The 11,990-nt window shown below is 63.1% G+C and carries 8 protein-coding genes; 1 reads left to right on the plus strand and 7 read right to left on the minus strand.

The window, feature by feature from the left end:
• From algG to yaaA, 7 genes are all read right to left on the minus strand, one after another.
• Positions 1–1,587: a mannuronan 5-epimerase AlgG gene (gene algG, locus GDH07_RS03500; protein WP_022642435.1), complete on the minus strand. Its 1,587-nt coding sequence runs from the start codon at positions 1,585–1,587 to the stop codon at positions 1–3.
• Positions 1,588–1,613: 26 nt separating this feature from the next.
• Positions 1,614–3,071, minus strand: coding sequence for an alginate export family protein (locus GDH07_RS03505; RefSeq protein ID WP_246195926.1), 1,458 nt, complete (start codon positions 3,069–3,071; stop codon positions 1,614–1,616).
• A 74-nt stretch (positions 3,072–3,145) separates the two neighbouring features.
• A complete protein-coding gene (gene algK / locus GDH07_RS03510) occupies positions 3,146–4,540 on the minus strand; it encodes an alginate biosynthesis TPR repeat lipoprotein AlgK (protein WP_103326462.1) in 1,395 nt (464 codons plus the stop codon).
• A 2-nt stretch (positions 4,541–4,542) separates the two neighbouring features.
• Positions 4,543–5,712, minus strand: coding sequence for an alginate biosynthesis protein Alg44 (locus GDH07_RS03515; protein WP_022642438.1), 1,170 nt, complete (start codon positions 5,710–5,712; stop codon positions 4,543–4,545).
• Positions 5,713–5,747: 35 nt separating this feature from the next.
• Entirely contained in the window at positions 5,748–7,229 is a 1,482-nt protein-coding gene (alg8, locus tag GDH07_RS03520; protein WP_022642439.1) for a mannuronan synthase, read from the minus strand.
• A gap of 95 nt (positions 7,230–7,324) precedes the next feature.
• Positions 7,325–8,641, minus strand: coding sequence for a nucleotide sugar dehydrogenase (locus GDH07_RS03525; RefSeq protein ID WP_152896696.1), 1,317 nt, complete (start codon positions 8,639–8,641; stop codon positions 7,325–7,327).
• An 812-nt stretch (positions 8,642–9,453) separates the two neighbouring features.
• Positions 9,454–10,233: a peroxide stress protein YaaA gene (gene yaaA / locus GDH07_RS03530; RefSeq protein ID WP_152896697.1), complete on the minus strand. Its 780-nt coding sequence runs from the start codon at positions 10,231–10,233 to the stop codon at positions 9,454–9,456.
• Between the two features lie 314 nt (positions 10,234–10,547).
• Between yaaA and GDH07_RS03535 the strand changes: the two genes are divergently transcribed.
• Positions 10,548–11,672, plus strand: coding sequence for a polysaccharide deacetylase family protein (locus tag GDH07_RS03535; protein ID WP_152896698.1), 1,125 nt, complete (start codon positions 10,548–10,550; stop codon positions 11,670–11,672).
• The last annotated feature ends 318 nt before the right edge of the window (positions 11,673–11,990 follow it).

Consider the following 11,990-nt stretch of genomic DNA (forward strand, 5'->3'; position numbering starts at 1 on the left):
TCAATCGCGCATTTCGGTCTGGCGTTCGACGGGGTCGATCAATACGGCTTTGCGCTGGCGTACCAGCAGGTCGAGAATTTCGTCCTGGCGCTCGCCCAGCACGCCGGAGAAGCTGATGCCGCTGCTCTTGGTCGGTGCCAGCATCGACACCCGGTACAGCTCCACGCTCAGGGGCGAGTCGATGGACATCGGTCCGCTGCCGTTGGCCGCCAGCTCGCCGCCGACCACGATCAGCGAGACCTGGGCATCGAACGGGTCGAGCTTGATGTCGCGGTCGGTGTTGGTCAGGTCCTTGATGTGGCCGTAGACCCCGGTCAGGCCGTTGGCCATGGCGACGTTCTCGTAGAGGCGGATGTTGACGCTGTTGCGGATGCGGATGCCGTGGCGGCGGTTGCTGACTACCTTGTTGCCGTAGATCAGGTTGTCGGCACTCTCGTAGAGGGTGATGCCGTCGGTGTGGTTGCGGTAGATCTCGTTGTAGGCGATCAGGTTGTTGATGCTGTTGCGGTCGATCACCAGCCCCGAGAGGTGGTTGTCGTAGCTGCGGTTGTTGAAGATGAAGCTGTCGTTCACCTCCCGGGAAATGATGATGCCGTGCTTCTTCCGGGTGCCGTAGACGGTGTTCTCGGCAATGATCAGGCCATGGGAACGGTCGTGGGGGTCGATGCCGTAGACGATGTTGTCGCGGTAGGTATTGCCCTTGAGCACGAAGCCTTCGGTCTCGTAGCAATAGAAGCCGTACCACATGTCCGAGAACTCCGAACCGATGATCCAGCCGGTGGGCTCGGGGCGCTTGAGCACCTTGGCCATGTTCGGCGTGTACTGGGAAATGCTCACCCCGTAGGACTTGGAATTGGCGTAGCCGAAGCTCGCCATCTTGCTGTTGGCGATGTAGGTCTGGGTGCCGCCCCAGGCCAGCAAGAAGGGGCGAAATTCCTTGGCCGAGCGGAAGGTCGCCGGGCCGTTGTCCTTCTCGCGCCAGCCGGTGACCTGGGTGTCGCGCACGAACAGCTGGCCATCGTTGACCAGGAACGCGCCGGCTTCCTGGGACAGGCGCAGCTCGCGGGTCTGCTGGTCGATCTCCAGGATGCCGTGGCGCCCGACCACGATCGGCAGGCGGGCCAGGTAGACCCCAGGGGCGGTTTCGCTGATGTACTGCTTGGGCAGCTTGCCTGCCAGGTCCTTGAGGTTGACGTAGCCATCGTCGACGAAGATCGCCTGGGGAATGCCGTGCTGGCGCACCACCCATTCGGCCATCTTGTTGTCGCCGCCGATGAAGTCCTTCAGGGCGTCTTCCTGCATCATCCGCCGCACGCTGATCTTGCCCGGCTTGCTGCGCACGATCTTCGCCGCCACGGCTTCGGCGGTGTAGCCGGAGAGGTCGGGCAGGGTTGGCTTGGCCAGGGCCAGCGGTTCGGTGGGGGCGCTGCTGACGGTGTAGGTCTTGGCTTGTTGCAGCTCCTTGACGACGGTCGGCGCCTTGGCCGTCTCGACGTTGCCCAGGGCCGTGCCGCTGGCCAGCAGCAGGGCACCGGCCAGCAGGCCCAGGGAGCCTTTGTGCAGCGGGGTGTGGGGATGGCGATGCATCTGGGGGACTCCGTTCATGGTTGGCCTCAGAAGCGCCAGATCACGTCGATGAAGGCGCGGTGCATATAGGAGTCGACGTCCTTGCCATAGGCGTCGCCGGGCTTGAACACGCCCCCGCGAAAACGCACCAGGGCCGCGGGCTCGTCGATCGACTGGCTCAGGGCCGCCGGCAACAGGCCTTGCTTGAAGTACTTGGTGACCACCAGGTCCATCTCCTGGCCAAGGTCCTTCTTGCCGTCTTGCAGGGGGAGCGAGGTGCTGCCCAGCAGGGCGCCGGTGGTGTCGTCGTAGTCGTTGTGCACGGCATTGATGCCATTGCTGCCCACCGGCTTGTTGCCGTCCACGCGCCAGAACTTGTGGTAGACCAGGCTGGCGTCGTAGTCCTCGCGCAACTGCCAGGAGCCGAACAGGGTGGCGGTCTGGGTGTTGTTCAGCTCGCCACGAAAGGCTTCGCCGAAACGGTGCACCCGCGAGCGGGTGCCGGTGAAATTGGAGCGGTTGCTTTGCAGGCCGTTCTGCTCGTACTCGGCGCTGGCCCGGGCATAGGCCGCGCCCACTTGCCAGTTCGGGTCCAGGCGCAGGCGCACGCCCAGGTCGGTGGCCCAGCCGTCGAGGTTTTCACCACGCTTGGCCTGGGTCGGGCGGCTGCCGTCGGCGTTCAGCGGGTTGACCGTGTCGCGGTCGCCGCGCATGCCGGTGAGGCTGGCCCAGTAGTTGACAGTGTTGGTGTTGCGCCAGTTGTAGGCGTCGCTGTTGGCCTCCAGGCCGAGCCAGGTCAGGTCGCCGTTCTGCTTCTTGTCCAGCGGGTCGCTGGCGACTCCGGGCTCGGCATAGTCGAGCTTGCCGTCATCGTGGGTATGGTGGGCGCGAATGCCCACCCACTGGCCGGGCGTCCACTGGTAGGCGACGTCGGCGTAGGCGTGCAGGCGGTCCTTGTCCTTGGGCGCCAGTTCCTTGAGGTCGGTGCGGTATTCGCTGAAGCGCTCGGCCAGGCCCAGGTTGGCCCGCAGCAGGGTGGTGTCGAAGGTCCAGTTCAGCGCCTCGATGTTGGTGTCGCGCCATTGGCCATCGTCGTTGCGCAAACGCTGGCGGCCGAACTTCAGTTGCTCGCCGGGGTAGGCGGTGAAGCCGCTGTAGCCGACCCAGAATTCGCGCAGGGCCAGGTAGTTCTTCTTGGCCTTGCGGTCGTCGTTGGCCGACTGCTGGCTGGCATCGTCGCTGGATTGTTGCAGGGTGTCGGTCTCGATCACGTCGGTGGAGGTCACCGCCTGGCCCATGGCATAGGCGCTCCAGTTGCCGCTTTCGCCATAGACCCAGGGACGCAGGTCCAGGCCGATGCCGTTGACGTCGCCGCCACGCTGGGTACCCAGGTCGCGGTCGTCCTCGGATTGCGCGGTGATCTTCACTTCCAGGCCGAAGTTCTTGGTTTCGCTCAGTGCCGCGAAAGAGGGTGTCGACCAGGCCAGGGCGACGCCCAGGGCCATGCCCAGTTTCGACAGGCGCAAGGGGGCTTGGCGGTCGCAGCCTGCGGCAGCGGCTACAAGGTGAGTAGAGCGTTTCATAGGGATTCCTCGCCGTCTTCTTCCTGCAGGGCCTGCAGTTGCAGCGTGCTCTGGGCCAGGGTGCCGCGCACGGCCTGTTCCTGTTGCAGCAGGCGCTGGGCTTCGGCGCGTTGGCCGGGGGGCAGTTGTTCATCGAGTTGCTGGGCCAGTTCATTGGCCTGGGGGGTGTCCTGGACCTTGGCCAACTGGCTGAAGACGTAGGCATTGACCGGGTCGGGGCGGGTACCGCGGCCCTGGGAAAACAGCTGGGCAATGGCGAAGTCGGCGCTGTTCTGGCCGTTGCGGGCGGCGGTCAGCAGATGGTCCAGGGCCTTTTGCGGATACACCTGGCCCAGGTAGCCACGGCGGTAGATCTGGCCCAGGTAGTAGTCGGCGGCGACCTCGCGGCCCTGGGCTTGCTTGAAGTGTTGCTCGGCCACCTTGGCATCGGCCGGCACCCACTTGCCCTCGTAGTAGAGCTTGCCCAGCAGCAGTTCGGCGCGGGGCTGGTCGGCGGCGCGGCCGTTGTCCAGGTACTTCATCATCTGTTCGACGTCGCCCAGTTCGGGGAAGTCGTAGAGCAGTTGCGCCAGGCTGACCCAGGACGCCGGGTACACCGGGGCCACTTGCTCGAGCAGGGCCTGGGCGGTTTTCTCGTCGGGCTTGCCGAGGCTGGCGTCGCCCAGGACCCGGGCCACGCTGTCGACCCGCTGGGCGCTGACGGCGCCACGGCCATGGCTGGCTTGCAGTTGCTTGACCAGCTCGGCTTGCTGCTCGGCCTGGCCGCGTTTCTGGTAGACGGTGGCCAGCTCGACGTAGCAGATGTCGGTGCTGTTCAGGGACGCCTTGCAGATCTTCTCAACCTCGTCCAGGTGCTGGTCGTAGGTGCCCTGGGTCCGATACAGCAGGACCTGGGCCAGCCCGGCCTCGGGGTAGCCGGCGGCGCGCCATTGGCCGATCTGCCGCTGGGCGTCGACGTTGGGGAAGCTGTGGGGATATTGCAGGTAGAGCATCGCCAGGGGGATCAGGGTGTTGCCTTCGCCGTTGGCGAAGGCCTTCTTCAGCAGGCCCTCGGCTTCGTGCTGTTCGGCTTCGCTGGCCCCGGGCTTGGTCGCCAGCAACCGGCCCAGGCGCGCCTGGGCCCGTGGCGAGGTATCGGCGGCGGCGCGGTAGGTGGCCTCGGCCTGCTTGATCTGCGCCGGGTCGCGGCTCTCCACCTGGATATCCGCCAGGCCCACTTGCGCCTCGCTATAACCCAGGTCCGCCAGCTGGCGATAGTTCTGCTGGGCCAGGGCGGTGTCGCCGCGCTTGAGGGCTTCGTTGGCCAGGCGCTGGTCCGGCAGGCCGGCGCAACCGGCCAGGGCCAGGGCGGCCACCAAAGGCAACACCGCGAGTTGAGTAGGCGTGTTCATGGTTACAGACCCGCGGCCATGGCTTTGTCGATCAGCCAGTTCATCGAAGGCCCGCGGTCGCTGCTGACTTCCACCGGGCGGCCGGCGAACTCGCTGCCCAGGGGCGCGTCGGGCTTGATCTGCACGCGAATATCCGAAGACAGGTCGTTGCCGTTGAGGCTGGTGCTGCTGACGATGGTGCCGGTGCGCACCTGGTCCTCGCCGGCGATCTGCAGGTTGACCTTGGTGCCCGGGCGCACGTCGCCGAACTGACGGTAGGAGAAGCGCGCCTCGACGGTGGCCAGGCTGCCCCGTGGCACCAGTTGGTAGATCACGTCGCCCTTGCTGGCGTACTGACCGTCGGCTACCAGTTGCTGGGCCACGGTGCAGTCGCAGGGCGAGGTCAGGGTGCCGGTCATCTGCTTGCCGAACAGCTCCTCGACCTTGGCCGGCTGTAGCTGGTTCTCGTCCAGGTGGCCCTTGAGCACATCCAGCATGCTGGTGCTGAAGCTGGCCAGGGGCGCGCCCTTGGCCACGTTGCCGTTGGCCTGCACCAGGCTTTGCACGGTGCCGTCGCGTGGCATGGTCACGTTCATCCCCGGCACGTTCACCAGGCCGGCCTCGGCGTGGCTGACGAAGTACATGCCATACACCGACTTGAGGATGAAGCCGAAGGCGGCCAGGCCGACGATGAAGATCCCGGCACTGAAGGTCACGGCCCGCAGGCGGCCCAGGGGGCTCATGCCGCTGCCGTTGTCCTTGGTCTTGCGCGCCTTGGTGAAGTTGTCGCGCTGCAGGGTGGCGAGCACGTCGCCCATGCTGACGATGTCGCCGGCCAGGTGCGAGGTGATCAGGTGGCGCAGGGTGGCGATGTCCTGGGGTTCCAGGTTCTGGAACTGGCAGCCGACGCGGCCGCTCTGGCGGTCGAAGGAGCGCACTTGCAGCTCCACGTCCATGGCCAGGCCGAGGTTGTCGATGACGAATTGCAGGCGGCCCTTGTGCACGCTGCCCACGGCCAGCAGTTGTTGCCCGGCGTTGAAGCTCAGGCCACCGGCGGAGAGGTCGTGGATCCGCACTTCCAGGGGCTTGGCCTCGGTGCCGAAGAAGCGCAGCTTGGCCGGGATCCTGACCCGGGCGTGCTGGCGCTGGGCTTCGGATTCATGCACTACGTTGACGTTGACTGCGGTGTTCATAGGGTCGATTTCCTAGTTCATTCAGGCAGGGCGGTTCAGACCATCAGCAGCAGTACGGCGACGAATACGCTGCCGGCCGAGAAGGTCATGGTCCGGGACGACCAGGTGTTGAACCAACGTTGAAAACTGGCGAGGTCGCGGGTCAGCTTGGTGTCCTGGCGGGTCCAGGATTGCTGGTCGAGGCGGAAGAACACGTAGATCTTCACCAAGGCCCCGACGATCTGGTTGTAATAGAGGATCAGCGGATAGGCCGGGCCGATCCGGTGTCCCGAGCAGGACAGCAGCAGGGTCAGGATCAGCCGGGTGATGCCGATCCACAGCAGGTAGGCGAGGATGAACGCGGTGCCGTACTTGAAGCTGGCGATGATGGCCACCGTCAGGCCCAGCAGCGAGGTCCACATCGATACCCGCTGGTCGAACAGCACCACGCTGGTGAACAGGCCCAGGCGCTTGACCCCCAGGCCCAGGGCCCGGGAGTTCTGCCGCAGGTTGTTGCCGTACCAGCGGAACATCAGCTTGCGGCTGGCCTTGATGAAGCTCTTTTCCGGCGGGTGCTCCACGGTGTTGATCGCCGCGTCAGGCACGTAGAAAGTGTCGTAGCCCAGGCGCATCAGGCTGAACCAGCTGGACTTGTCGTCGCCGGTGAGGAACTTGAAGCGGCCCAGGCGCCAGTGCTGCAGGGAGTCGCTCTCGACGTCGGCGATGAAGTCCGGGTCGGTGACCACGGTGGCGCGAAATACCGACATGCGCCCGGTCATGGTCAGCACCCGCTTGGACAGGGCCATGGAGCACATGTTGATGTGCCGCTGGGCGAAGCGCAGCTTGTGCCACTCGCTCATGATGTAGCCGCCGCGCACTTCGCAGAATTCGTTGGTGGTCAGGCCGCCGACATTGCCGAACAGCTGGAACCAGGGCACGGTCTTGCGGACCACGCCTTCGGCCAGCACGGTGTCGCCGTCGATCACCGCGACCACGGCACGTTCGTCCGGCAGGTGGCGGGAGATGGCGCGGAAGCCGAAGGCCAGGCCGTCGCGCTTGCCGGTGCCGGGAATGCGCACGAAGTCCAGCTTGACCTGCTCGGGCGGGTTCATCCGTGCCCACAGGCTCTTGATCAACAGCTCGTCGGACATCTCCACGATCGAGCAGACCACGGTGGTGGGAAAACCACAGTCGATGGCCTCGCGGATCACCGAGCCGTAGACCTGGGCGGTGGTCAGCGCGTCGATGCGAAAGCTGGTGACCATCAGGTACACATGGGACGGATCGGCCGCCTTGCCGAGCTTGCGTACCTTGCGCCGCAGGTGTGGGTAGACCACGTAGAGGAACAGCATGCCGCGCACGAAATGCGTGGCGCCCATGGAGTAGCGCCAGATGCCCACGGCGCCGATCAGGAAGATGAAGTCCTTGGACTGCGAGTCGAAGGTCGAGGCGGGCAGCAGCAGGGCCATCCCCATCAACAGACTCAGGTAGAACAGCCAACCGGCGGCCTGGAGCAGGCAGTGTTTTAGCCTGTGCATAATCAACGTCCTAAAATCAGTTGCAGGCTCCAGGCTGCAAGCTGCAAGCGCGGTGCTCTCACTTGCAGCTTGAAGCTCGGAGCTTGCCGCTGCCGTTACCAGCAAATGCCTTCGGTACGGCCCTGGGCGCAGGTCGACTTGGACATGAAGCCCACCAGGTCGATGACCTGCTTGCCGTGGGGGACGTCCTCGACCAGGGTGCGGAACTTCTCGTCACGGTTGCCCAGGATGATCACGTCGGAATGGTCGATCACCGCGTCGAAGTCCGAGTTGAGCAGGGACGAGACATGGGGGATCTTCGATTCGATGTAGTCCTTGTTGGCGCCGTGAACCCTGGCGTATTCGACGTTGCTGTCGTAGATGCTCAGGTCGAAGCCCTTGCCGATGAGCATTTCCGCCAATTCCACCAGCGGGCTTTCCCGCAGGTCGTCGGTGCCGGCCTTGAAGCTCAAGCCGAGCAGGGCGACCTTGCGCTTGTCGTGGCTGGAAACGATGTCGAAGGCGTTCTGCACCTGGGATTCGTTGCTGCGCATCAGCGAGTTGAGCAGTGGCGCCTGCACGTCCAGGGCGCCGGCGCGGTAGGTCAGGGCGCGTACGTCCTTGGGCAGGCAGGAGCCGCCGAAGGCGAAGCCCGGGCGCATGTAGTACTGGGATAGGTTGAGAGTCTTGTCCTGGCAGACCACGTTCATCACCTCGCGGCCATCGACGCCCACCGCCTTGGCGATGTTGCCGATCTCGTTGGCGAAGGTGACCTTGGTCGCGTGCCAGACGTTGCAGGTGTACTTGATCATCTCGGCGACTTCGATGTCCTTGCGGATGATCGGCGCATCGAGTTCTTCGTAGAGCGCTTGCAGCACGTCGCCGGAGGCCTGGTCGAGTTGGCCGATGACGGTCATGGGCGGGAAGTCGTAGTCCTTGATCGCGGTGCTCTCGCGCAGGAACTCGGGGTTGACCGCGACGCCGAAGTCGACGCCGGCCTTCTTGCCCGAGCAGTCTTCGAGGATCGGGATCACCACGTTCTTCACCGTGCCCGGCAAGACGGTGCTGCGTACCACCACGGTATGGCGGGTGGTCTTGTCGCGCAGGACGAAACCGATTTCGCGGCATACCGATTCGATGTAGTCCAGTTCCAGGTCGCCGTTCTTCTTGCTCGGGGTACCGACGCAGATCATCGACAGCTCGGTATCGCGGATGGCTTCGGCGAAGTTGGTGGTGCCGCGCAGGCGGGCCGTGCGGATTCCCTGTTCCAGAAGTTCACCCAGACCCGGTTCGACGATCGGCGACTTGCCGGCGTTGATCAGGTCGATCTTGTCTTTGGAGATATCTACGCCAACCACTTCATGGCCCCGAGCGGACAGGCAACCGGCACAGACTGCACCGACGTAACCCAAACCAAATATGCTGATGCGCATCGCATTTACCTCTGTGTTATTCACGCCATTAGATGGCCGGAGTTAATGTTTGCCAGCTGTAGTTGTGCACTGGGAAGTACGGCGAAAAATGCCGTAATATCCTGTGCAGGCAGACTAAGTTCCGAGTGACTTAATAAATGCACTCAAGTTGTGCGCAACCGGTCCTTGTTGTTTCGATTTGCCCTTGAATGTTGCCGGCGGCTCCTGCTGCAGGACTCCCGAAAAACCACCCGCGTTCCGGTGGATGGCTGGATGCCACGTGATTCGTGCTCTCCAATTGCTTGCTGGGAGGCCTTGAAGGCCAGCTGTTCCTTGGCTTGTTAGGGGATAGTTGGGACTGTTATCTCCTGTTGTTATTCCGTTAGTTAAAATTTTCGTTACGCCGCTGTAAGCGGCTTCGTAACTTGCTTAGTTTTCAGGGTGTACGTGTAAGTCATCTCGTACAGAGTCGTTGAGAATCGTTACCGGTGGTATGAGCAGTCTCTGGAGGCATAGTTCCTGCCCGCTCATCCTGTTTTCTGAAATTTCCTGAAATATCGAGAAAGATGGCACTGCTCGCAATTTGATAGCACTAATGGTTTGGCCCTTTAGTTCTGGGGAGTTAAAGCGGTGGGATATTTTTGTGCCACTACCGAATAAAAAAAGTGGTGCCACTACTGAAAAAAATCACTCTTGTCGAGTGAAAGAAAAGTCATGGAAATAGATGAAAGTTTTATGACGCCAAAAAAATGACTTGGCGGAGTGGGAAGAATGTGCAGGTGATCACATTCTGGCGCGCTCGCCATGAAAACGAGCGCGGCAGGGGGAACGCTTTATTCCGGTGCGTGGTCGCGCAGGAATACCAGGTTGTCGGCCTTGGATTGTTCGGCGCTGAAACGATAGCCCTGGACGTCGAACTGCTTGAGCTGGGCCGGATCGTTGATGCGCTCCTGGATCACGAAGCGGCTCATCAGGCCCCGGGCCTTCTTGGCGTAGAAGCTGATGATCTTGTACTGGCCGTTCTTCAGGTCCTTGAACTCGGTGTTGATGATCCGCGCCTTGAGAGCCGTACGCTTGACCGCCGAGAAGTACTCATTGGATGCCAGGTTGAGCAGCAGGTCGTCGCCTTGCTCGGCCAGGGCCTCGTTGAGCCATTCGCTGATGCGAGTGCCCCAGAACGCATACAGGTCCTTGCCCCGGGCGTTGGCCAGCTTGGTGCCCATCTCCAGGCGATAGGGCTGCATCAGGTCCAGGGGGCGCAGCAGGCCATAGAGGCCGGAGAGCATGCGCAGGTGCTGCTGGGCGTAGTCGAAATCCGCCTCGCCAAGGGTCTGGGCATCGAGCCCGGTATAGACGTCGCCCTTGAACGCTAGCAAGGCCTGCTTGGCGTTGGCAGGGGTGAAGGCTGGAGTCCAGCTGCCGAAGCGCGCGGCGTTGAGGCCGCCGATCTTGTCGGATACGTGCATCAGCTCGCTGATCTGCGCCGGGGTCAGTTCCCGCAGTTGCTGGATCAGTTCCTGGGAGTGGTCGAGGTACTGCGGCTGGGTAAAGCGCTGGGTTACCGGCGGGGTCTCGTAGTCGAGGGTCTTGGCGGGTGAAATCACCATCAGCATGGGGCGTCTCCTTTAAGCGTCGGGGGATTCTAGGGGCTCGGGCCGCCGGACTCCACCTATCGAGGCAATAGCTGACGCATGGTGGCTTCGGGGGGGAGGGGCGATGGCGGCTGGATATGACGAGCGAGCTTGCTCGCGCTGGGTCGCGAGCTGGCACCGGTCGATATCTCCCGAAGGTCACTGGCAGTACCGCGAGGGCCTTGTCGGGAGCGCTGCGCACTCCAGCGGGAGCAAGCTCCCGCGCCACAGGGATGCCTTGGCAGCCCGGCAGATCGGCTATAGTGCCGCGCGGGTTCTGTTCTGGAGGTTTCCCCTTGCGTATCGCGTTGTTCTTCTCGGCCTGGTTGTTCAGCCTCGGTGCGCTGGCGGCGCCCAATGATGTGGCGACCCTGGACCGCAGCACCTGGCCGGAAAAACTCGACAGCCCGACCCTGTTCGATGTCGCCTCGCGGGCCGAGATCCTTGGCTTTGCCCGGACCCTGCTGATCAGCGAAGCCTGGGACGAAGCGTCCCTGAAGCAGCGCCTGGGTTTGCGGGTGATCAACATGGAAGCCATCGGCAGCCTGCGCGAGCAACTGTGGAAGCGCCTTCTGGAAAACTACGACTTCGCCCAGCAGAGCTGCGACCAGGATGCGTCCTTCTGTTTCCTGGTGGAGAACATGCAGCAGCTGCGCAAGCAGGCCGGCAAGTTCCAGCTGGGCGAGGACTCCTATTACGCCCGTTGGGCCGAGCCGAGCCGGATCTTCCATGAACAGTACCTGGACGAGTTGCTGCGCAAGGCCGCCCTGACCCCGCAGACCAGCAGCGAGGTCTTGCGCCTGGGCGACTACGAGCGCAATGGCGACGAACTCCACGACCGGATGTTCCTCCTGACCTTCGATAGCGCCGCCAACCTGGCACCGGACAACACCGCCTGGCTTACCGAATACCTGCGCAAGTCCAACCTCAACGGCACCTTCTTCGTCCTGGGTAACGATATCCAGGGCCGTCTCGACAAGGCTTCGGTCGCTAGCCTGCAAGCGCTGTACTCGCAGCAGTGCGTCGGGGTCCAGGGCTGGGAATTTCGCTCCCATAGCCATTGGCAGGATTGGCAGTACTCGATCCAGCGCAGTGCCGACCTGGTCAAGGGCAAGCTGCCGGAAAACTACGTGCCGCTGTTCCGTCCGCCCATGGGCCAGCGCCGGGCCGATGCCCAGGGCTTCTTCAATGCCCAGGGCATGCAGGTCGCGTTGTGGGACATCGATGCCCAGGACGGCCCGGGCAAGCTCAAGGCCGAAGATAGCCGCCAGCGGGTACTGACCCTGATGCTGTTGTGGCGCCGTGGGGTGATTGCCTTCAATGCCAAGCAGGATGGGGTCAAGGCCAGCCTGCCCTGGTTGCTGGAACAGACCGCGCAAAGCGGGATCGGCTGGGAAGACTGCCAGGATGCGTTTCGCTGAAAAACGCCAAATGCCCGTAAATACGGGAGCGGGGCAGGAAAACCAGGGAAAAAGGGCAAATCCGCAAGGGATTTGGAGGCAGGCGGACTTCCGACTTTAGCGGCGCCCGGGCCGCTCGCCAAGGGCTATTCGTCACTCTGAAAAATAAACATCAAAAAAGCTTCAAAGTGCTTTTTCCTGTCACGCTTTTTGGAGTATTACGAACTCAGACCGCCGAAACCTGCAACACAGGTGGCGTCTCCCAAGACTCCTTGTGTGCGGCTCACCTCCAACCCGGATGGGTGGATTTCGGTGGTCCTTCGAGGCGCGATACCCGAT

Origin of the sequence: Pseudomonas piscis (assembly GCF_009380155.1) — a bacterium.
In the GTDB taxonomy this organism is placed as follows: domain Bacteria; phylum Pseudomonadota; class Gammaproteobacteria; order Pseudomonadales; family Pseudomonadaceae; genus Aquipseudomonas; species Aquipseudomonas piscis.

Excerpts from the sequence above, each read along its gene's own strand:
- GDH07_RS03515 (WP_022642438.1), bottom strand. The coding sequence starts at position 5,712 with ATGAACACCGCAGTCAACGTCAACGTAGTGCATGAATCCGAAGCCCAG.
- GDH07_RS03505 (WP_246195926.1), bottom strand. The coding sequence starts at position 3,071 with ATGGCCCTGGGCGTCGCCCTGGCCTGGTCGACACCCTCTTTCGCGGCA.
- algK (WP_103326462.1), bottom strand. The coding sequence starts at position 4,540 with ATGAACACGCCTACTCAACTCGCGGTGTTGCCTTTGGTGGCCGCCCTG.
- alg8 (WP_022642439.1), bottom strand. The coding sequence starts at position 7,229 with ATGCACAGGCTAAAACACTGCCTGCTCCAGGCCGCCGGTTGGCTGTTC.
- algG (WP_022642435.1), bottom strand. The coding sequence starts at position 1,587 with ATGCATCGCCATCCCCACACCCCGCTGCACAAAGGCTCCCTGGGCCTG.
- yaaA (WP_152896697.1), bottom strand. The coding sequence starts at position 10,233 with ATGCTGATGGTGATTTCACCCGCCAAGACCCTCGACTACGAGACCCCG.
- GDH07_RS03525 (WP_152896696.1), bottom strand. The coding sequence starts at position 8,641 with ATGCGCATCAGCATATTTGGTTTGGGTTACGTCGGTGCAGTCTGTGCC.